The sequence below is a fragment of the Aeromonas sp. QDB11 genome, from assembly GCF_027705265.1.
GTDB lineage: Bacteria > Pseudomonadota > Gammaproteobacteria > Enterobacterales > Aeromonadaceae > Aeromonas > Aeromonas allosaccharophila.
Window position 1 is genome coordinate 1 of sequence record NZ_JAPDBM010000072.1, and the last position, 22,239, is coordinate 22,239.

Below are 22,239 nucleotides of genomic sequence, written 5' to 3' on the forward strand. Positions count from 1 at the left end.
ATGGAGGCGATTTCGTACAGAGCATCTTCCATCGCGCCATCGCTCAGGTTGTACCAATGCTGCATGCAGTGAATGCGCAGCATGGTTTCCAGCGGATACGGGCGCCGGCCATTACCCGCCTTGGGATAAAACGGCTCGATGACAGCGGTCATATCCTGCCACGGCAGTATCTGCTCCATGCGGGAGAGGAAAATCTCTTTTCTGGTCTGACGACGCTTACTACTGAATTCACTGTCGGCGAAGGTGAGTTGATGACTCATGATGGCCCTCGGAAATGCGGCTCCGGATGAACATTATGATCTCATATCACAGACTTGTTCGCACCTTCCCTAGGCCTAAGCGATTACCCCAGAGAGAAAATAATAGACCTTTGCGATGATTAAATGGCACTAATAACAAAGCACCTACAACTATATAAAAAACCGAAGACTTCAATACTATCCATGACTCAGACACAAAAAATACATCTTTGCAAACGATAAGGGTAACGCTGCAAAGAGAAATAATAAATATGTCCGCCAATACAATCCCCATACACTTTTAATCACTTGAATCTCCTATTACTTTCTGCAATCAAATATTTTCGAACATCTATGCACAACAGACAGCGGTAAATTTCGTTTACCGCCGTCCAATCACTCCCCCAACCTCTCCGCCAATCCGGAATAACGCTCGGTCTTTTTCCGTACCGCTTGTGCCAGCAGGGCGCGATCGCCGTAGAGATCGAGCCGCGCCTTGGCGCGGGTGATGCCGGTATAGACCAGCTCGCGAGTCAACAGTGGGCTGGGGCTGTCGGGCAGCACCAGCACGGTATGGGCAAACTCGGAGCCCTGGGATTTGTGGATGGTCATGGCATAGACCGTCTCGTGGGGCGGCAGGCGGCTGGGCAGCAGGGCCCGCAGGGTGCCATCCGGCTGCTCAAACCATACCTTGAGCCGCCCACTTTCATCGGGCAGGCAGAGCCCCATATCGCCGTTGTAGAGGCCAACGCCATGATCGTTGCGCACCACCATCACCGGGCGACCGGCATACCAGTCGCCATCGCGGGCAATCAGCCCGGCCCGAGACAGGGCCAGTTCGAGCCGCTCGTTTAGCCCCAACACCCCGAACGGGCCGTCGCGCAGGGCACAGAGGATCTGGAAGCTGTTGAATGCCTTGAACACGGCGGCGGGATCCTCCCCCGCGCGGGCCGCCTTCAGATAGCTGCCGTAACCGGCCACCCCCTGAGCAATCAGGGCGTCGTAGGCCTCCCCGGCCCAGGGGTGCAGGCTGATATCGCTAAAGCCCATGCCCCAGACTGATTCCACCGCCGTGGCATCGCCGCTGTTGCAGGCGCGCGCCAGCTGGCCGATGCCCGAATGCTGATCAAAGCGCCAGCTCTTGGCCAGCAAACAGAGGCTGTCACGCACCGGTGCTCCCGCGGGCGAGCCCTGCAAGCGGTAGCCGGTCTGGCGGGAGAGCCAATCCGCCTGCGCCGGGCTGATGCCCTGTTCGATAAAGCTGCAGATATCGCCGAGCACGGCCCCCGCCTCCACCGAGGCGAGCTGATCCTTGTCGCCGAGCAGGATCAGGCGGGCGTGGCTTGGCAGCGCATCGAGCAGGCGCGCCATCATCGGCAAGTCGACCATGGAGGCCTCATCCACCACCAGCAAGTCGAGGTGCAGCGGGTTGCCCGCGTGGTGGCGGAACTGGCTGCGCCCCGGAATGACCCCGAGCAGCCGGTGCAAGGTGCCCGCTTCGGTGGGGATCGCTTCGACCCACTCGGGGGGCAGATCGAGGGCCTGCAGGGCAGAACCGATACTCTCGGTCAGGCGCGCCGCCGCCTTGCCGGTGGGGGCCACCAGCCGGATCGCCGGAGCCTTGCCTGCTTGCAGGCCGGTCTCCACCAGAATGGCGAGCAGTTTGGCGACCGTGGTGGTCTTGCCGGTGCCGGGGCCGCCCGAGATCACCGCAAAGGGGCGCGCCGCCGCGGTGGCCGCCGCCAGTTTCTGGCCGTTGCAACAAAGCGCCTCGGGCACCAGCGTATCCAGCTTGCTCAAATCGCTCGCCGCCTGTGCGTTGGCTAGCAGCCCTTCGATGGCGGGCCAATCCACTTCATTGGGGAACACCAGATCCAGATACTTTTCGATAAAGTGGCGGGCCGAGAAGTCGGGAGCGAGGCGGGCTTTGAGCAGAGCCGCGAACACCAGCCCGTAGTCGCGGGCAAACAGCCGCGACAGGGCGGGAGCGATCTCCGGCCATTCGGCGCGCTCGCTCAGGGCGCGCAGATGGCGGGCCACCCCCAGTTCAAAATCGTGGTAACGGGTGAGATAGAGCCGCCCGTGCCACAGCCGCAGCGGCCAGCGCGGGGCGCTGCCCTCGTCCTGCTCGGTGCCAACCAAGGGACTTGCCGCAAACAGGGCGGGCCAGCGGGCAGGATCCGCCAGATCCAGCAGCAGATCCCGGCTCTGCTGGGGATCCAGCCCGAACGGGCGCAATGATCCGGCAGCGAGCATCTCCAGCGGCAGGCAAACATGACCGCGCCCCAGCTCGAAGCAGGTGAGCGCCGCCCCCAGCACCAGCTCGGGGCTGCCGCCAAGGTCGGCCACCAGCTTGGCAAATTGCAGATCCAGCTGGCGGATACGGCCAGCCAGCGCCAGTGCTTTCAACCGTTCAACCATCATTGCGCTGGCTGCGGTGCAGATCATGGTGCCGCTCATGCTTCTACCTCGTTCAATGCTTGGGATCCCGCAGCTGGCAGCTCACTGCCCTCGCGAAACAACTTATCCAGCCCCAGCACCAGTTCACGGCTCGGGCGGGTATGGAAAATGCCCCCCTGCGGCATGCCGCGCAGGAACAGATAGAAAACGCCGCCAAAGTGCTGCTCGAAGTCGTAGCCCGGCAGGCGCAAAGTGAGCAGCCGATGCAGCGCCAGCGAGTAGAGCTGGTATTGCAGGTCGTAGCGGTGCTCGGCCATCGCCCGCTCCAGCGCCGGACGACTGTAATCGGCCGGGCTCATGCCGAGGTGGTTCGATTTGTAGTCGAGCAGATACCAGCGCCCCTGCCACTCGAACACCAGGTCGATAAAGCCCTTGAGCATCCCCTGCACGGTGGCATAGCTGAGCGGCTTGTTGCCCCGGGACAGCGGGTCGTGCTGCTGGCAGAGGGCAGTCAGCGCCGGTGCCGTCACCCGCCCCATGGGCAGGAAGAACTCCAGCTCCACTTGCTTGCGCTCGGCACTCAAGTCCCGCAGCCGCACCGGCTCGCCAAAGCCGGTATCGAGCGGGGTATCGAGCACCGCCTCCACTTGCTGTTGCAACACGGGGGCCCAGCTCTCGTCGAAACCGTCTTGCACCAGCAGGGTGGCGATATGTTCTGCCAGCGGCTCGCCAGCGGCGCTCTGAAAATCGATGGTCTCGAACAGGCTGTGCAGCAGGGTGCCGGGGCGCGCCCCTTTCGGGAAGGTGAAGATGGAGGGCTGGGGCGCCTCGTCCGGTTGCTCGGAAGCCAATGCGGCCGCCTCGGTCACCACCTCATCATCGAAACCGGGGTTGGCAAGCACGCCCTTGCTGTGACCGTGCCCCTGCGCCGCCAGCCCGGAGTAGGAGCTGATCCACCAGTCCCGCTCAAGTGAGCCGCTAAAGTGGCGTACCTGCGGCTCGCCCAGCTGCTCCTCCTCTGGCGGCAGCGGGGCCGGACGGGTGAGCGAGGGCTCACCGACGGCCACCCCGGGCAGCGCCTGTGCCAGCTCGGTCAGGGCGGTCGCCAGCGTTTGCGCATCCCCCTCCTCGCCCTTTTGCAGCAGGTAGCCGATGGCGGTGTGGTGCAGGTCGGTCTTCTCCGACTTGCCCGCCCCCGCCCGCACCGGCGCCAACCCCAGCCAGGTGGCGTAAACGCCCCGGGTCAGCGCCACATAGAGCAGCCGCAAATCTTCGGCAAGGCGCTCGCGGTCGGCCTCCGCCAGGGAGCCCTCGGCGCCGGTCAGATCGAGAATGGTGCGATTGCCCGCCTCATCCGCTTCGTGATAGAGCGGGGTCTCGGCGGTTCTGTGGCTGCAGATAAAGGGCAGGAACACCAGCGGGTACTCCAGCCCCTTGGATTTGTGGATGGTGACGATCTGCACCAGTTTGCGCTCGGATTCGAGGCGCAGTACCTGCTCCGCATCCTGCCCGTTGGGGCGGCTCACCGCCTCCCCCAGCCAGCGCAGCAGGGCATATTCGCCGTCCAGCTCGCTGCTCACCTGTTGCAGCAGCTCGCCAAGATGGAGGAAGTTGGTCAGCCGCCGCTCGCCATAGGGACTCGCCAGCAGGGAAGAAGCGAGATTGCGCCGGTGTAGCAGGGCCCGCAGCATCGCCAGCACGCCGCGGCGATGCCAGATCTTGCGGTACTCCATAAACTCCTGCACCGCGCTCTCCCACGCCCGCTCGTCGCTGGCCAGCCCATCGAGCGCCCTGGCATCCAGATCAAACAAGCCGGTCGCCAGCGCCGCCCGCAGGCTGCGCTCTTCGCTCGGGTTCTGGCAGGCGTGCAAAATCAGCAGGATCTCCCGCGCCTCCACCTGTTCCAGCACGCTCTCGCGGTTCGACAGATAGACGGAGGCGATGGCGAGGCGCGCCAGCTCCTGCTGCACCAGCTTGCCCTCGGCACCGGTGCGCACCAGCACGGCGATATCCCCGGCCTTCACCGCCTTGTCACCGATCAGCGCCTTACCCTCGCGGGCCAGCGTCAGCAGACGGTGGATCTCGGCGGCGGTGGCGCGGGCCATCTTGCTCTGGTAATCCCCCCGATTGAAGGTGGGCTGGCCGCTCAGCTGCCAGCAGTGGAGCACGGGGGCGGTGGCGCCACCCAGCAGCAGCGCCTTGCTCTTGCCCTGCGCCTCCACCGGCAGGAAGGGGATATCCGCCTCGTAGATAAAGGGATCTTTCGCCCGCTCGAACAGGCCGTTGACCGCCCCCACCAGCGCACTGCTGGAGCGCCAGTTGCGCCCCAGGGTGTAGTGGGCGCTCACATTTCGCCGCGCCTGAATGTAGGTAAAGATGTCGGCGCCGCGAAAGCCGTAGATGGCCTGCTTGGGGTCACCGATCATCAACAGCGCCGTGTCTGTGTGGCCGCCGTAAAGACGATGGAAGATGCGGTACTGCTGGGGGTCGGTATCCTGAAATTCATCGATCATCGCCACCCGGTAGGTGGCGCGAATGCGCTCACAGAGCCGCTCGCCCAGGCTGGAGCCAAGCGCACCGTCGAGATCTTTCAGCAGGTCATCGAACGAGAGCTGATGAGCCTGCCGCTTGCTCGCCTGCATCCGGCTACGCACCACCTTGGCCGCTCGTTGCAGGATCAGATCCCGGATACCGGGGCGGCTCGCCAGCAGTTCATCGATTTGGCTGAACAGTGGCAGGGTCGGCACTGCGCCCCCCTTCTTGAGGTTCTCCTCCAACACCGTCTGGCCGAAGCGCTCCAGCTCCTTGGGAATGGCGTAACCACTGCTCTCGTCCTGCGCCCAGGCGGCTATCTTGGCAAGCCAGCCTTCGTAGTTCTTGCCGGTGTAGCGGCTGATCTGGCCGTCGGTCTGGCGGCGGATCTCGTCCGCCTGCGCCAGCCACTCGCTCTTCACCGCCGCGATGCGACTCATGGCCGCCTGATGGCGGGCGGCGAGGGTCTCGTCCCCCAACGCGGGGTGGATCTCCAGCTCGCTATTGTCGAGCCAGCTGCCCATCTCCCGCAGCAGGGCGGCGGGGCTCGGCCAGAGTGCGCGCACCGCGCTGGCGAGGGGCTTGTCGACCGGATAGAACTCGGCGCGCCAGTAGTCGCTCACCGCCTGCAGCCTGAGCTGGCTGTCGTCGGTAAGAAATTCGGTCTCGAAGAGGGCGCCCGACTCGAAGGCGTTTTGCTTGAGCATCCGCTGGCAGAAGCCATGGATGGTAAAGACCGCCGCCTCGTCCATCTGCCGCTCGGCAGCCAGCAGGCGACGGGCCGCCAGCTCATGATCCTCCACCTCAGCCAGCAGTTGGGCCAGCAGGGTGTCACTGCTGTGGCCGCGCATAAAGGCGAGCCGCGCCTCGTGGATGCGACCGCGGATCCGCCCGCGCAGCTCGGCGGTGGCCGCTTCGGTAAAGGTCACCACCAGAATTTCGGTCACTGACAGCGGCCGTTCGTGGGCGCTCGGCTGACCGGCATCAGCCCCCTCTTCAATCAGCGGGCCGTGGCCCAGCAGCAGGCGCAGGTAGAGACCGGCGATGGTGTAGGTCTTGCCGGTACCGGCAGAGGCTTCGATCAGTCGTTCACCATGGAGGGGAAAACGCAATGTATTGAGCGGGTTAGCCATAATTACATCATCTCCATGGTGGTCAGCAGCGGGGTCAGGTGTTCACGGGCCAGCGCCTGCAACTGCCCCAGCACCTCGTCATCGAGTTCGGGGAAGCAGCGGGCAACGTAAGGGTCTTGCCCCTCCCCATTGATCATCCAGCCGCCGTTGAAACGGGTGAGGGCCGCCTTGTCGGCCGCCTCCGGCTTGTCAGGATCCTTCTCGATCGTCTTGAGCCAATCCCAGGCGGTGTTGGGAAAAAACGGCAGCGGCCGCTTCATCCCCTGCGCCCAGCACGCCACCAGCGCCGCCAGCTTGGGCCGCGCCTCGTCAGCCGAGAGCTTGGGCAGCCGCAGACTCTGTTTGGCATCAAACAGCAGGGTGTCGCCGGGGGCGCCGCTCAATGAGAGGCAGAGGTGCTGGATCCAGCCCAGCAGCAGATCCTTGCCGTTGAAGCTGCCGGGTTTGACCACCAGCAAGCGTCCCTTCTGGGTGTCGATCCACCCTTGCAGCTGGCCCTGAGTGAGGGAGATATCGATCTCCACCGCCTGTTTTTCAGCCTCATTGGCCGCAACCCAGGGACGTAACCGATCCGCCAGCTTGCCCATTTCGGCATCCAGATCGTCCAGCAGCAGGCTGCCGAACCACCCTTGCGGCAGCAGGCCGGTGAGCTGCAACCGTTCGCGCCGCTCGGTACTATCTCCTTCCGCCAGATGGGCATCGAGCAGCAGATCTTTCAGCTGATAATGTTGCAGGCCATCCAGCTCGAACGGCTCGCTGTCCTCGATGTTGGCTTCGTTCAGCTCAAACCACACCTTGAGGCGGCGGTTAAGGAAATATTTGGTGGGCTGGCGATAGAAGCGCAGCAGCTCCGCCAGCTCCAGCCCCTGCTCCTTGCCCCATTCGGGAGGGAGCGGCAGCTCGCCGCTCTGGAAGTTGGCCGCGCCGCGCACCGGATTGAGGGCGGGCAGCCAGTCGGCGGCATAGGTAAAGAGGCGTGAACCCGGCTCCGGATAGAAGTAGTTGCGGCTGTAGGGGGTGAGCGGGTGCGCCACCATCAGGTGGTTGAGCAGCCGCTTGCCGGTGGTTTCGTCATCGAGGCTCTCATCCCCCGCCAGCACGAAGCCCTGCCGCACATAGTCGATCAGCTCCGCCAGCAGCACTGACGGCACCTTGTCGCTGTTGTCCTGCGCGCTGAAGCCCTGATAGCTGATGTAGAGCCCCTGCTGGGCACTCAGCAGTGCCTCGAGGAACAGATAGCGGTCATCATCGCGGCGGGAGCGATCCCCGCGCCGCGACGCCACCGCCATCAGATCGAACCCCATGGGAGCCAATGTGCGCGGGTAGACGCCGTCGTTCATGCCGAGCAGACAGACCTGCTTGAAGGGGATGGAGCGCATCGGCATCAGGGTGCAGAAGTTGACCTGACCGGCGAGGAAGCGTTGGCTGGAGCGGGATTCCCCCAGCACGCTGCCGAGGTAATCCTGCAGCAGGTCGGCGGTGATGGGCTGCTCGAAGCGGGCCTCGCCGAGCCGGGTCTGCCACTCGGCCAGCTGGCTGCGAATCAGCTGGAGCTGACGCTCTTCATCCTCGTCGGCCAGATAGAAGCGCTCCAGCAGCGCCAGCAGGCAGGCGTTCCACTCGGCCAGCGGCTGGGCCTGTTGCAGGCGGGGCAAGAATTCGGCCAGCGAGTCGACAAACCAGGCGAGCTTGCCGAGCGCCAGCCCCTGCTGACCCTCGATATCGGCGTAGGGCAGGATGCCCGCCACCGGCTCGCCATCCCCCATGGCCAAGCCAAGCAGCATGCGGCGCAGGCCGAACAGCCAGCTGTTGCCGGACATGGGAGGCAGATCGAACCGAACGGGGTAGCCATCATCCAGCCCCCAGCGAATGCCGGTCTCCTGCACCCAGACCCGCAACTGGTTGAACTCGTCGTCATCGAGCTCGAAGCGGCGCAGCACGGCGGGCACCTCGAGAATGGCGAGCAACTCCCCCGCCCCCAAGCGGGCGTTGGGCAGCCTGAGCAGGGCGAGGAAGCTTTGCAGCAGCGGGCTCTCCTGACTCGCCGCCCGATCCGACACCGCAAACGGGATCTGCCCCCGTGCGCCAAAGACAGCCTGAATGTAGGGGCCGTAACTGTTCACATCCGGCATCATCACCACCACGTCTTTCGGGGTGAGGGACGGGTCCTGCTCGAACAGCGCCAGCAGCCGGTCGTGCAACACCTCGAGTTCGCGCATCGGGCCGTGGCAGGCGTGGATCTGCAAGGATCCATCCGCCGGATCGATCGGGCTCTTGTGGTGGCTGCTGTCGAGATCGAACTGACCGGCGCCTCGCTCGGCCAGCTCCAGCACATCCTTCTGGATCGCGCGCAGCAGCCTGACATTGCCACTGGCGTCCACCTCGTCGATATCGACGAATGCCTCGATTTGTGGCACCTCCAGCTCCATCAGCTGGTGCAGGTAGTCGCGCCCCAGCTTGCCCATGGAGGCGAGCAGCGGATTGGCGGGGCCCTGCAGGGTTTCGATGTCGGTGCCGGGTTTGAGCTTGTTCTCGAGACGCGCCAGGGTCTTGCGATCCAGCAGATCCCCCCAGTAGTAGCGGCAGGGGTTGGTGACAAACAGGTGCACCTCCACCTCCGGTCGGCTGCCGAGGGCCAGCAGCGCCTCCACATAGCGCGGCGGCAGCGCCGAGATGCCGAACACAAAGACCCGCTGCGGCAGCTTGCCCGGCAGATCGGCGGTGCGTGCCAGCTCGTGGATAAACTCCTCGTAGAGGTTGGCGCGATGGTAGCCGCTCGGAGAGAGCGCCAACGTGCGGGCCACCAGCTCGCGCCACAGCTCGGGCTGCCAATCCTGACCGCTCACCCCGGCCAGCTCCTGACTCAATCCTTCCCCCTCTTCCCAACGGGCGATCCAGTCCGGCCGGTAGACCAGATACTGGTCAAACAGATCCGCCACCTTCTGGCAGAGCTGCCACAGCCGTACCTGCTCGGGATCCCTGGCGGGATCCTCCTCATCTCCACCACCCAGATAGGCGGCGAGCGGGGCAAAGGCGGGCCGCTCCAGCAAGGCGGGCAAAATGGTCATCAGCTGCCAGCTCATGGAGCCCTTGTTGTAGGGGCTCTGGCGCGGTACATCCGCCAGCACCCGGGTGAACATCTCCCAGATAAAGCTGGCGGGCAGCGGAAAGTCGATATTGGCGGCGATGCCGAAGGCTTTGGCCAGCTCCAGCTTGAGCCACTGGGCCATGCCCGGACTCTGTACCAGGATCTGCTCCCGATCGAAGGGGTGAGAGAGAGGAGCCTGCCGGATATGGTTGACCAGCAGCTCCTTGAGCAGATCCAGCTGATTGGAGTGGTAGAGGGTAAACATGGACGACTCCCGCCAATTCACAAGAGGGGATGAGCGCCGGAAAAAACGAGCCATTTCCGTCACTTCACAGGAGTGGGAATTGTCAGGGATCGGGGGGGAAGATGCAAAAGGCTCTTGCGGCCAGTGGCAGGCAAGAGCCGGAATCATGAGGGGCGCCGCAGATTTGTGCCGCCGCCTCACCGACCAGAAAACGCAGACAGAAAAAAGCCGGTGCAGTTGCACCGGCCAAAAGGCGTTGGAAAACTTGAATCTTCAGGGCATTACCAGTTTTTACCGAGGCGGGCATCCACACTGAAAGCCCCTGCTCCGGCCGCCGCCAGCGCCAGGAAACCACCGGCGACGGAGACGTTCTTCATAAACATCAGCATCTGCATCTGTTCCGCAGGCTGATAGTGGAAAATAAAGGCGGCCATCAGGGTGAAACCGGCAAGCAGCACGGAGAGGCTGCGGGTAAAGAGACCGAGCACGATGGCAAGGCCACCGCCCAGCTCAAGCAGGATCACCAGCGGCAACATAAAGCCCGGCACGCCCATCGCTTCCATATAACCCTGAGTACCGGCGTAACCGCCGATCTTGCTCCAGCCCGCCATCACGAACATCAGCGCCAGCAGTACACGACTCGCCAGCAGCGCAACATCTTTCATCTTGTCCATTTCACTATCCTCATTTATCTCGTATCGCCACTGACCAATCAGGGCAGGTCAAACACCAGGGCTTGAGTGGCACTGGTTGCGACCAACTCCCACCGGTATTCATCACGACTGAGTACCCCGTCGCCGGGTCGGGCAGCCAGACCGTTGGCGGCAAGCGTACCTGAAATCATCTGCAGGTAACCGTGTCGGCCAGCCAGTGCCCATTCGAGCGTCTCGCCCGGAGCAAGTTCCAGCCGCCATACGCGGGCCTGTTGGCGGATCCGCAGCGATCCATCCTCGCCATCCGGTGACGCCACCAGCGTCATGCCCGGTCTGGACTCGATCTTCTTCTGCTGATACCCGGGTGGCGTGCCGAACTCGTTCGGCTCGATCCAGATCTGCAACAGGGAGAGAGGATCCGTCTGCGAAGGGTTGTACTCGCTGTGGCGGAGCCCGCTGCCTGCGCTCATCAGCTGGAAATCCCCTGCCGGGATCTGCTCGGCATGGCCGAGGCTGTCCTTGTGCTCTATGGTGCCTTGCAGCACGCAGGTGAGGATCTCCATATTGGCGTGAGGGTGGGTGGCGAATCCGCCACCCGGCGCAACCAGATCCTGATTGATCACCCGCAGCACCGAGTGTCCCATCCACTCCGGGTCATAGTAGTGACCGAAGGAGAAACTGTGGCGCGCGTCCAGCCAGCCAAAGTTGGCCTTGCCCCGCGCTTCTGCGGCTCTCAATTGCATCATGGTCTGCTCCTCATCTATCCGGGGTTCGACTTAGCGGGGGTTGCCACCACCGATGCCGAACGGAATACGGTATTCGCTGCTCTGGCCAGCCAGGCTGACGGTCAGGTTGCCCTGGGTACGGCTCGGGATCAGCACCTGCTGGGTGCCAGTCAGGTTGGCGTGGACTGATGCCAGCAGATCGCCAGACTCGTCACGCACTTCCAGCATCGGATTGGCTTTGCCATCCATTGCGGCGGTGGCATTCCAGTTCACAAACAGCACGCCGGGCATGGCGTTGAAGTCAGCCGGTACGGAAGCGTTGGCGAAACCTGTGGTCATCAGGCCTGCAACGGCCAGCATCTTGATTACGTTTTTCATGTTCATTCAGTCTCTTGTTTTATATGTCATTGCCAAGGCCTTTTCGGCCAGAATCAATGCATCCATGCAAGAGGTTATTCAAATAGTGTGTTGTTCTTTCACCGACATCAGACAGACCGATTTGGTGTGTCACAGTGCGGAACTTACCGCATATTTGGCCGCTCGACGTTCCTGCCTAAGCGTTGATTGAATAATAAAGACACTTGGCCTAACTTGTTAGCGAGATAAACTGGCAAACATGTTCAAAAAAATTGAAGGTATGAAATGGCCAAGGAATCGAACAAGGAACGGGCGCTGACCCTGGAAGCCATACGGGTGCTGGACGCCATCGACCGCCGTGGCAGCTTCGCGGCGGCGGCCGACGAGCTGGGCAAGGTGCCCTCGGCATTGAGCTATACGGTGCAGAAGCTGGAAGACGAACTGGATGCCATGCTGTTTGACCGCAGCGGCCATCGCACCAAGTTCACCCCGGCGGGCCGCATGCTGCTAGAGCGCGGCCGGGTGCTGCTGGAGGCGGCCGAGCATCTGGTGGGCGAGACCCGGGCGCTGGCCCGCGGCTGGGAGACCGACATCACCATCGCCGTCGATGCGCTGGTCCCGGTGCAGGCCCTCTACCCCTTGGTGGAGAAGCTGGCCGAGCAGACCGATACCCGACTGCGGCTGCGGGCCGAGGTGCTGGCGGGCAGCTGGGAGTGTCTGGAAGATGGCCGCGCCGACCTGCTTATCTCCTCGATCAACCCCGATATCATGATGACTGGCATTAAGCATCAGGTGCTCAAGGAAGAGGTAATGCTCTACGTCGCCCATCCCGATCATCCGCTGCATCAGGAGCCGGAGCCGCTGGCAGACGAAACCCTGCGTCGCTACCGCGCCATCGCGGTAGCAGATTCAGCCCTGCGCAAACCGGTGCTCACCTATCGCCTGCTGGACAAGCAACCGCGCCTCACCGTCAGCACCATGGCGGAAAAACGCGACGCCCTGCTGGCGGGGATCGGCGTCGGCACCATGCCGCAAAGCTGGATTGAGGAGGACATCCGGGCCGGACGACTCAAGGTGATCAGCCCCGAATATCGTCATCAGTTGCAGGTGGTGCTGGCCTGGCGGCGGGACACCATGGGCAAGGCCAAGAGCTGGCTGGTGCGGGAGATCCCGAAACTGTTTGCGGTCGGTGAAAAATGAGATCCAGTTAACAGAAATGTTAATTGTGCGCCTCGCTTGACACCCAATATCTTTGCTGATTTCATAGCCGCCTCATTTACCCCATGGAAGCTGTAGAAAATGAAAAAGACTTTGCTGGTAGCCCTCACCACCCTGCCCCTGTTTGCCAATGCTGGCCTGATGGACTCGCTGACCGACAGCGTCACCAGCAGCGTAAAAGATGCAGCCAATACCGCCGTATCCGGTGCCGTGGACAGCGCATCCAACGAAGCCATCAAACAGGCGCTGGATATCAAGGAAGGCGGCTCCAACAAGCAGGCTATCAAAGAGAAGCTGGGCGCACCGGCCTCCACCAAGACCGAATCTGGCCTGGAAGTGTGGACTTATGATCTGGATGCCCTGAACAAGGCCTCTCCGCTGCTGGCAGAAACCACCAAGACCCTGCTGAAAGATACCGATGCGACCAAGAAGAACGTGGTTATCAAGTTCGAAGGCGAAACCGTCAAGAAAGTAGACCTGACCGACAAGGCTCAGGGCTAACTTCGCTCGTCCGGTGGACAAGGGCGACACGCCCGCACCGGCGCAGATAGCAAGAGGGGGAGCATCAGGCTCCCCCTCTTTCATTATCGGTTTGTTACACCTTGAAGCGATGCACCAGTGCCACCAGCTGGCGATTGGACTCCAGCAAGGTGGCCGAACTCTGTTCGGTATTCTGCCCGTTATCCACCAGCAGATTGACCATGTCACGGATAGTGACCATGTTGCGGTTGATCTCTTCGGTCACCCGGCTCTGCTCCTCTGCCGCAGTCGCAATCTGGGTGCCCAGATCGTTGATCTGCACCACGGCATCCGCCATCTTGTCGAGCCCGCCGGTCACCTGCTCGGTATTCTCGGTCGCCGCCTGACAGCTCTGCTTGGTGTGCTCCATGGCCACCACGGCTTCGGCCACCCCCTGCGTCAACCGGGAGAGCATGCTCCCCACCTCGGCGGTGCTATTCTGGGTTCTCGCCGCCAGCGCTCGCACCTCATCGGCCACCACGGCAAAACCACGCCCCTGCTCACCGGCCCGCGCCGCCTCGATGGCCGCGTTGAGTGCCAACAGGTTGGTCTGGGCGGCAATATCGCCGATCACGCTGAGCACACTGCTGATCTTGCGGGCATCTTCCTGCATCCCCAATACCTTGGTCGCGGCAAGATCGACTTCATCGATCAGCGCAGCCACACTGGCAGAGGCCTGACCCACTACCTTGCGGGACTGAATCGCCTGACCATTGGCCGACTCGGTAAAACTGGCGGAATCGCTCGCGTGGTGCGCCACGCTGTCGGCAGTGGAGCTGAGCTCGGTCAGGGCGGTCACTATCTGATCGGTCTCGGCGGCATGCTCACCGAGAATGCGTCTGGCCTGCCCCGTCTGCTGATCCAGTTGGGCCAATTCACGGGTAATCAGCTCGGTGGTCTCGGTCACCTGCAACATCATCTGCTGCAGATAGGCGATAAAGCGGTTCACCGATTGGGCGATATTGTCCAGCTCATCGTGCCCCTTGACCCGGATCCGGGCAGTCAGGTCAGCATCTCCGGCCGAGAGCGCATCGATATTCTGCTTGAGGGTGTCGAGTCGACTGCCCAGCTGCTTGATGGCCATCAACATCAGCGCAAACAGCAGCACCACCAGCGGTAGCTGGATCGCTGCCAGCGTCTTGAGCACCTCCTGACTGTCGTGGGTCAGGGTGCTGGTCGGCAGCGCCGCCGCCAACAGCCAGGGGGTTCCTTCGATGGGCTGCATCAGCAATGTCTGCTCTTCACCCAGATCCTGAAAAGTGGTGCGCTGCAACGCGGCGCCATTACCCGGCCCCAGCAGGCTGGCGATGGCGCTGGCAAAGGGATAGTCCCCGTGAGATGAGAGGTTGCCCAGCACCACATCCCCGCTCAAACGACCATTCTTGCTGAGGATCTTGCCGTCGGCCTCGACGATCATCACCTGACCACCGATCTCCTGCTCTTTTTTGGCGACCAGATCATTGAAGAAACCCAGCGTCACATCGATGGTGGACACCCCGTAGAGGGAACCGTCACGATAGATCCCCATGGCGCAGTTGGTTCGCGGTTGCTGACTGGCACCATCCTTGTAAGCCGCCGCCCAGACACACATGCCTTTCGCCGCCTGCTGCCCGGCTCTGTGCCAGGGCTGCTCGAAATAGTTGGGCGCCTCGGCCGAGTTCCAGTAGGTGTTGGGGATCAGCTTGTTGGCACCATCCCGATGAAAGAAGGTACTGAACTTGATGCGACCGGCTTCCCGCTGATCCGGCATCGGCCAGATGCCGCCACCAAAGACCATGGCATTGCCATATTGATCGATCAGAGCAGGGAGAACGGCATCGATTTGTTCGCTCGGCAGCTGGGCAACCAGCTGGGTGATACTGCGTGACTGGCTCTGCACCCCGTTGAGCTGATCGCGAATGTCGGTCGCAATCTCGCTGACTCGCAGCACCAGATTCTGCTCACCCGCCCGTTGCAGCTCGGGTTTGACCCATAACTGGATACCGATAACGGTCAGCACACAGACCGCCACCATGAATCCCAGAAAAACGGCGGTATATCGCCCCTTGATTGTCCCCAGATCCCAACCCATACCCTCTCCTGTTGACGGCCACTGCTAACTGCAGCTTGTTATAAGAGCGGGCATTATCTTGCAATTCGCTCATGGCGCGTTTGCCATCGCTCACATAAGCGACAGCAAGATAACGATTCGAGCAAAATGGATCGATGGGATCACAAAAAGGGCGGCCTCGGCCACCCTTCGGTTTGTCACTGTGGTGTGCAACAGCAGGCGCTGTTACTGGTTCGCTTCGGCGAACTGCTTCATCGCTTCGGCGTGCTTGGTCATGCCAGCGGCACGCTCGTTGAGGTTCTTGATGAACTCCGCTTTCTTGGCCGGATCTTCAATGCGGTCATAACGTTGCTGCAGGTTGGCCTGGATCTGCTCCGGGGTCATGTTCTGCATGCGGGCCATCTTGTCGTGGCGGCCACCGTGGTGTTTGCCACCTTTCATACCACTGCCATCCATCGGGCAGTCCATCATGGCACCGGGCTGACCGGTGGGGACAGCTTCACTGGCGGCATAGGCGCCCAGCGGCAGGCCAAGGATCAGGGTGGCGGTCAGCAGGGTTTTGGTCAGCTTTTTCATGGTCTATCTCCGGTAGGGATGATTCTGGTTCGGCGCTCTTGCCTTGCCCTCAAGTAAACACCCGTCAAGTGTCTGAACTTTGCCAGTATCGCCCTTTTTTGTAGCAGAGTGTGGCATCGTGCGGATCTGGCACACTTTGACACAAACCACCGGGCGGATTTTCGTATACTCGTGCCAACGCCAAGCAGGGGAGGTATTCATGAACCAGGGCAACACCCACATTCTGGTGGTCGACGACCACAGCGAGATCCGCGATCTCTTGAAGCGCTTTCTGGAACAGCATGGCCTGCGGGTCAGCTGCGCCCGGGATGGCAAGGAGATGAAGCGACTGCTGGAGGAGCGGGAGTTCGACCTGCTGGTGCTGGATCTGATGATGCCGGGTGAAGATGGCCTGACCCTCTGCCGCGAACTGCGGGTCAAATCGAACCTGCCCATCATCATGCTCACTGCCATGGGGGAAGAGACCGACCGCATCATAGGGCTGGAGATGGGGGCTGACGACTATCTGGCCAAGCCCTTCAATCCGCGCGAGCTGCTGGCACGCATCAAGGCGGTGATGCGCCGCACCCAGGCCGAGACCCAGCCCGCCGCCGAGACCCTGACCCGGGATCTGCGCTTCGATCGCTGGCTACTCGACGTCAATCGCCGGGAGCTGGTCGATGAGGATGGGGTGGGCCTGAGCCTCTCCACCGCCGAATTCGATCTGCTCAAGGTGTTTCTCGAACGCCCGCAACGGGTGCTGAGCCGGGATCAACTGCTGGATCTGGCCCGTGGCCGCGAGGCGGTGGCCTTCGATCGCGCCATCGATACCCTGGTGAGCCGCCTGCGCCGCAAGCTGGAGCGGGATCCCAAGAACCCGGAGCTGATCAAGACCATCTGGGGTGGCGGCTATATGTTCTCCGCCGACGTGACGCAGGTTTAAGCAGTGGGCGCCTTGCGAAGACTGTGGGCACGGATGTGGCCCAAGGGACTGACTGGCCAGATCATTCTGGTGGCGCTGGCGGGGTTGATCCTGATCCAGCTGCTCAGCATCCAGATCTACCGCTCGGATCGGGAAGAAGCGCTCGGCTTCGTCAACAGCCGCAACGCCATGCAGCGGATCATCTCGGTGGTCAGGCTGCTCTCCCTCTCTCCCCCATCCCTCTATGACGAGATCCTCAAGGCAAGCCGCAGCGAGACCCTGCTGCTGCGCCTCTCTGACGAGCCACTGCAACCGGACAACCGCAGCCCCCGCTTCGAGCAGTTGGTGCGCTCGCGCCTCAACTATCCCCCCGGCCTTACCGTCGAGATCAGTGCCGAGTTGAAAGAGAACTCCCAGCGCAGCAAGGCGTGGGAGCACCACGCCCGCATGATGCGGGATCGCAAGGGGCCGCCCCCGCCGCGGGATATGCGGCTCTATGGCTCCATCGAACTGCCGCAGGGGGGCTGGCTGCAATTCAGCTCGCTGGTCGACAAGGAGGCTGGCAGTTGGTCGTGGCAGACCACCCTCAACCTGATGCTGGTCGCCAGTCTGGTGATCGGGTTGATGGTGCTGCTGTTTCGTCGTGCCACTCGCCCGCTGCAACAGCTGGCTGGTAATGCCGAACGGCTGGGACGGGGCGAGGATATCGAGCCGCTGCAAGAGGTAGGACCGACCGAGATCCGCGAGTCTATTCAGGCCTTCAACCGGATGCACACCCGGCTCGACCGTTTCGTGCAGGACAGAACCCGGATGCTGGCGGCCATTTCCCACGATCTGCGCACCCCCATCACCAGCCTGCGGCTGCGCACCGAGTTTCTGGCCGATGGCGAGGACAAGGATCGGATCCAGCAAACTCTGCAACAGATGGAGCAGATGCTGGCGGCGACCCTCAGCTTTGCCCGCGAGGAGGGGCAGCAGGAGGCCACCCGCGAGCTGGATCTGGTCAGCTTGCTGGTCAGCCTGTGCGATGACTATGCCGATACCGGCCAGCCGGTCACCTGTCTGGCGGAGGGCAAAGAGGTTTACGCCTGCCGGGCCAACACCCTGCGCCGGGTGCTGCAGAACCTGATCGGCAACGCCATCAAATATGCTGGCAGCGCCGAAGTGTCGCTGGAACACAGCAAGGAAGAGCTGCTGATCCGGGTCTGCGACAACGGGCCGGGGATCGACCCGACACGACTGGAGGATGTGTTCAAACCCTTCGTGCGGCTCGACGAAGCGCGCAACACCGAGTCGGGCAGCGTGGGGCTGGGGCTCTCCATCGCTCGCACCCTGGTCCATCAGCACGGCGGCGAGCTCACCCTGATCAATCGGCCACAAGGGGGACTGGAGGCGCGGATCAGTCTGCCGCTGTAAGTAGTCACTCTATCTGCCAGCCTTGTCATGGCACCGTTTGCATCATGCAAACTTCATCATGTGAGCGCTTGTTCTTCGATGAGAAAGGCGGTGATAATCGGTGACCACGTGACGGTATACGGCAACGGATTGGAGCAAGGATGGCCTCTTCCAGGACAGGAGTCATAGTCAGTATCGGATGGGGGCTCCTGCTGCTCGCCCTTGCCCTGCCTGCTTGGGCCAAAGCCCCGGAAGAGCCGATCATCATTACCAACTCCAAAGCCTGGCAGCCCTTCTCCTATATCAATGAGTCGGGCCAGCCGGATGGCCTGCTGATCGACCTGTGGCGTGAATATGCCCGGGTAACCGGCCAGAAGATCGAGTTCAGGCTGGTCGACTGGCAGCAATCTCTCGATCAGCTCAATGAGGGTCAGGCGGATGTTCATGCCGGACTGCTCTGGTCCCCGGAGCGGGACAAGCTGTTCGACTATGGTCAGCCCCTCGCCCAACTCGACTCCCAACTCTTCTTCTCAAGCGAGCTACGCGGCACCGACGTGCACTACTCCCTGCTCCATGAAACGGTCGGGGTGGTGGCCGGTGGCTACGAGGAGTATTACGCCAGACGCTACTTCCCTAGCACCAAACTGCAGACCTTCGATGACAATGACGCCATGCTGGCCGCGGTTTTCAAGGGGGAGCTGAAGGCCTTTATCGCCGATCTGCAGGTCGCCAATTTCTATCTCTATACCTCGGAAGATCCCACCCGCTTTATTCCGGTTCGCCACCTCTATACCGACCAGCTCCGCTTTGCGGTGAAAAAGGGTGACCTTGCCCTGTTAAGCAAGCTGGAAGAGGGGTTTGCCAAGATCAAAGAGAGTGATCGGGAGCGGATCATCCGAAAATGGATGCATGTCGAGACCATCTACCCCATCCATCTTGGCCCCTGGCTGCTGCTGGCAGGAGTGCTGATCACTGTGGCCTACATAGTGCAACTGCGCCGCGCAGTCGCCAGCCGCACCGCCGAGCTGAGCCGGGCCAACGCCAGACTGGAGAAACTGGCCAGTACCGACCCCCTGACCGGCCTGCTCAATCGACGGGCATTCATGCCTGCCATGGAGCAACGGCTGGCAAGCGGTACTCCCTGTGCCCTGCTGCTGTTCGATGTGGATCACTTCAAGGAGACCAATGACCGCTTTGGTCATGGCATCGGGGATCTGTTGCTGGAAAAGCTGGCCACCACTGTGACCAACCTGTTGCCCGAAGAGGCTCTGCTGGCCCGCATCGGCGGCGAGGAGTTTTGCCTGCTGCTGCCGCTGGCCACGCTGGCTGAGACAGAGCAGTGGGCCGAGCGCATTTGCATTGAGAGCAACCGGCAAACCCTGCACACCAGCAGCGGCGAGGTGACACTCTCCATCAGCACCGGGGCGGTCTGGGTAGAAGCAACGATAAAGGCTGATGCCGACCAGCTACTGCGGCAGGCTGACGCCCTCATGTATCAGGCCAAGGGACTGGGGCGCAATACCTGGCAAGCCGCCCCCTATCAGGCATAGCCCCCTGACGGACGTGCAATAAAAACGGCCGCCATCAGAAGATGGCGGCCGCATGACAGGTTCCCTATCAGAAGTTGTAGGTCACGCCAAGGTTGTAGCGGCGACCGTCCAGCACAGTGCCATAGCTGCTGTAATCCACCGTCTTGTCGAACAGGTTGTAGACCCCGGCGGTCAGATCCAGATGCTTGTTGGCCTTGTAGACCAGACCCATGTCAAAGAAGGTGTAGGATGGGGTTCCCTCCGCCATCTTGACCCGGCTCAGGTACTCGGAAGTCTCGCCACGGAAGTTGACCCGTGACCAGAGGCTGAGATCCTCGGTGGTCTGCCACTCTACGCTGCCGTTGAACATGTGGCGGGGCATCTGGTTGAGGGCATGACCTGCCAGCGGGCCACTCTTCTGCTCGGACTGGGTAAAGGTGTAGCTGGAGCTGACCGACCAATCCTCGTTGATGGCCCAATCCATCATCCCCTCGACCCCGCGCATGTTCGCCTTGTCGACGTTAACCCGGTCACTAATGAAGTCATAGCTGTGACCATTGAGCGTACAGGCAGGCTGCTGCTTGTCAGTACAGCGACGCACTTCGGAGATCTTGTTCTTGAAGTCGGTGTTGAACAGGGTTACCCCGGCGTTGAAGCCCTGGTGACCGTTCCACAGCAGGCCGATCTCTTCACTCACGCTGGTCTCGGGTTTGAGATCCGGGTTGCCGACCAGCATGCCATCCAGGCTGCCACCACCGGTGACCTGACCCCAGTTGGCCGCAGACATCCGCAAGTCAGGGGAGCGATAACCGGTCGAGACGCCCCCTTTCAGGGTCCAGCTCTGATCCAGATGCCAGACGCCATAGAGGCGCGGGCTCCAGTGAGAGCCGTAATTCTGATCCCGATCCATGCGGGCGCCACCGGTCAGAGCAAAGCTGTCAGTGAGTGACCACTCATCCTCGACAAACATCGCCCAGCTCCAGCGGGTCAGCTGCTCGGCAGGGTTGGCTACTTTCAAGTTATTGCCCTGGTCGTGCAAATCTTCATAGCGGTACTGACCACCGACACTCAGGTAGTGATCCCCCAGAATAAACTGGGTATGGGTATCGGCGATGGTGTTGGTAAGATCCATCTTGCGAGCGGGGTTGGTGTTGGTCTCCTGCTGCAGATAGCTGCTGGACGAGCCGAACTCATACTGACCATCATGGGTCAGCGCATAGTTGGTGCGCTCGTAGCGGTTGAGGCTATCTTTCGCCTTGGCATCCAGCGAATTGCCGGCCGTGCGATCCCGATCCTGCAGACTGCGACTGGCTTCCAGATCGAAGCGGTTATGGTCGTCAGGCTTGAAGCTGAGTACGGCCGTGCCACTGCGGGTCTCCTGCTCGGCAAAGCCCTGGGTAAATTTGTCTTCGCCACGATGCGCCAGCTGGCCATTGAAACGCAGCCCCAACACGCCATCAATCAGTGAACCTGCGGTATAGGCATCGGTCTGGAAGCTGTTACCGGCATCCTTGTTCTCCTGGAAGGTCGAATCAGCGTGAACCGACCCCTGCCAGGCCAGACCGGTGGTCTTGCGGGTAATCACGTTAATCACGCCGCCCATGGCATCGGAACCATAACGGGATGACATGGGGCCGCGCACGACCTCAATGCGCTCGATCGCCTGCAATGGCGGCAACCAGCCTTGCTCGATACCCGGACCGTCGCTATTGGGACGAGTGCCACGGCTATCCACCTTCTTGCCATCAACCAGCATCAGGGTGTATTTCGACCCCATACCACGAATGCTGATATCACTGCTGCTACCCCCGCCAGTCACCACGACACCGGGTACATCCTTCAGGGCATCGGTCACATCGCGATATGCCCGCTTCTCCAACTGCTCACGGGTAATCACGGAGATGGAGGCGGCAGAGTCTTCAATCTTCTGCTGGAAGCCGGAAGCGGTGACGACCATCACCTCTTGTTCGGCAGCATGGGCTTGGGTCGCAAGAAGGGAGCAGATCAGCAAGGCAAGCTTGCTCGGTTTCACTGTTGTCATGTTTTGGCCTGAACGTTTTTAGTAGGAAAGTGGCGTATTCCCTTACTTCACTCGTTACAACGCCCTGGCATCCGGCCAGGAGCAACATTAGTAAAGGCTCATTTGAAAAGCACTTTATTAATCGGTTCGCATTGTAACGACCTTGTTCAGATCATTCAAACAACAATCATTATCATTTGCTGATATGCGATGCCCCCTGCAGAACAGACCCACATGACCAGCATCTCTTGATAAGAGACTGTTTTAACGGAATAAATCCATAACCAACATGGGGATTACACAAACAAGCGGGAGCGATGACGTACCGTTACCAGATTGTCTGATTTAATCATCAAGATCTATCAGCTTGCTGTGAAACAATATGGCCAACATGGGATGTGCTGCGATACAGAGGTGAAAACCGTGGCAAGAACGCCAACAGGGGAAGGTATTGCCATCGTGGCAGGATGCGTCAGCTCACAAACAGGCTCAAAACACCAAAGCCCGGTCGTGGGGCCGGGCTCTGGTGTGCAAAAATGAGACTCAATGGGCAAAAACGCCCATAGCAAAAAGGCCTTCCCAGTCGGGAAGGCCTTTCAAATTAGTGGCGGAGCGGACGGGACTCGAACCCGCGACCCCCGGCGTGACAGGCCGGTATTC

The 22,239-nt window shown here is 61.4% G+C and carries 15 protein-coding genes; 5 read left to right on the forward strand and 10 right to left on the reverse strand.

What is annotated here, in order from left to right:
- The 7 genes from OKC40_RS18885 to OKC40_RS18915 form a co-directional block, all read right to left on the reverse strand.
- A partial coding sequence (locus tag OKC40_RS18885; protein ID WP_270796586.1) for a transposase occupies nucleotides 1–260 on the reverse strand: 260 nt, incomplete at its 3' end.
- Between the two features lie 375 nt (nucleotides 261–635).
- A complete protein-coding gene (recD, locus tag OKC40_RS18890) occupies nucleotides 636–2,699 on the reverse strand; it encodes an exodeoxyribonuclease V subunit alpha (protein WP_270796588.1) in 2,064 nt (687 codons plus the stop codon).
- On the reverse strand, nucleotides 2,696–6,304 hold the full coding sequence (recB, locus tag OKC40_RS18895) for an exodeoxyribonuclease V subunit beta (RefSeq protein WP_270796590.1): 3,609 nt from the start codon (nucleotides 6,302–6,304) through the stop codon (nucleotides 2,696–2,698). The genes recD and recB overlap by 4 nt, the downstream gene beginning before the upstream one ends.
- A gap of 2 nt (nucleotides 6,305–6,306) precedes the next feature.
- On the reverse strand, nucleotides 6,307–9,657 hold the full coding sequence (gene recC, locus OKC40_RS18900; RefSeq protein WP_270796592.1) for an exodeoxyribonuclease V subunit gamma: 3,351 nt from the start codon (nucleotides 9,655–9,657) through the stop codon (nucleotides 6,307–6,309).
- 260 nt (nucleotides 9,658–9,917) lie between these two features.
- On the reverse strand, nucleotides 9,918–10,310 hold the full coding sequence (locus OKC40_RS18905; protein WP_163127856.1) for a DoxX family protein: 393 nt from the start codon (nucleotides 10,308–10,310) through the stop codon (nucleotides 9,918–9,920).
- Nucleotides 10,311–10,348: 38 nt separating this feature from the next.
- Nucleotides 10,349–11,035, reverse strand: coding sequence for a pirin family protein (locus tag OKC40_RS18910; RefSeq protein WP_270796594.1), 687 nt, complete (start codon nucleotides 11,033–11,035; stop codon nucleotides 10,349–10,351).
- 30 nt (nucleotides 11,036–11,065) lie between these two features.
- Nucleotides 11,066–11,398: a hypothetical protein gene (locus tag OKC40_RS18915; RefSeq protein WP_075111836.1), complete on the reverse strand. Its 333-nt coding sequence runs from the start codon at nucleotides 11,396–11,398 to the stop codon at nucleotides 11,066–11,068.
- Between the two features lie 258 nt (nucleotides 11,399–11,656).
- Here OKC40_RS18915 and OKC40_RS18920 point away from each other — a divergent pair, with 258 nt between their 5' ends.
- Both OKC40_RS18920 and OKC40_RS18925 read left to right on the forward strand, forming a co-directional pair.
- Nucleotides 11,657–12,571 (forward strand): LysR family transcriptional regulator, encoded by a 915-nt coding sequence (locus tag OKC40_RS18920; protein WP_111806278.1) that lies wholly within the window; start codon nucleotides 11,657–11,659, stop codon nucleotides 12,569–12,571.
- A gap of 99 nt (nucleotides 12,572–12,670) precedes the next feature.
- Nucleotides 12,671–13,090, forward strand: a complete 420-nt coding sequence (locus OKC40_RS18925; protein ID WP_042059741.1) for a hypothetical protein — start codon at nucleotides 12,671–12,673, stop codon at nucleotides 13,088–13,090.
- A 94-nt stretch (nucleotides 13,091–13,184) separates the two neighbouring features.
- Here the strand turns inward: OKC40_RS18925 and OKC40_RS18930 are convergent, their stop codons facing one another.
- The gene (locus OKC40_RS18930) at nucleotides 13,185–15,179 is read right to left on the reverse strand and encodes a methyl-accepting chemotaxis protein (RefSeq protein WP_234605331.1); all 1,995 of its coding nucleotides are present in this window, start codon (nucleotides 15,177–15,179) and stop codon (nucleotides 13,185–13,187) included.
- A 204-nt stretch (nucleotides 15,180–15,383) separates the two neighbouring features.
- On the reverse strand, nucleotides 15,384–15,734 hold the full coding sequence (locus tag OKC40_RS18935; protein ID WP_270796595.1) for a hypothetical protein: 351 nt from the start codon (nucleotides 15,732–15,734) through the stop codon (nucleotides 15,384–15,386).
- A 199-nt stretch (nucleotides 15,735–15,933) separates the two neighbouring features.
- Here OKC40_RS18935 and OKC40_RS18940 point away from each other — a divergent pair, with 199 nt between their 5' ends.
- From OKC40_RS18940 to OKC40_RS18950, 3 genes are all read left to right on the forward strand, one after another.
- Entirely contained in the window at nucleotides 15,934–16,656 is a 723-nt protein-coding gene (locus tag OKC40_RS18940; RefSeq protein ID WP_005336534.1) for a response regulator, read from the forward strand.
- A gap of 33 nt (nucleotides 16,657–16,689) precedes the next feature.
- Nucleotides 16,690–18,051 (forward strand): ATP-binding protein, encoded by a 1,362-nt coding sequence (locus OKC40_RS18945; RefSeq protein WP_270796597.1) that lies wholly within the window; start codon nucleotides 16,690–16,692, stop codon nucleotides 18,049–18,051.
- A gap of 140 nt (nucleotides 18,052–18,191) precedes the next feature.
- Nucleotides 18,192–19,580 carry a transporter substrate-binding domain-containing diguanylate cyclase gene (locus OKC40_RS18950; protein ID WP_270796596.1) on the forward strand — a complete coding sequence of 463 codons (1,389 nt, stop codon included), beginning with the start codon at nucleotides 18,192–18,194 and terminating at the stop codon, nucleotides 19,578–19,580.
- A 67-nt stretch (nucleotides 19,581–19,647) separates the two neighbouring features.
- Here OKC40_RS18950 and OKC40_RS18955 read toward each other — a convergent pair whose 3' ends face one another.
- Entirely contained in the window at nucleotides 19,648–21,600 is a 1,953-nt protein-coding gene (locus OKC40_RS18955) for a ligand-gated channel protein (RefSeq protein WP_234605325.1), read from the reverse strand.
- Between the last annotated feature and the right edge of the window lie 639 nt (nucleotides 21,601–22,239).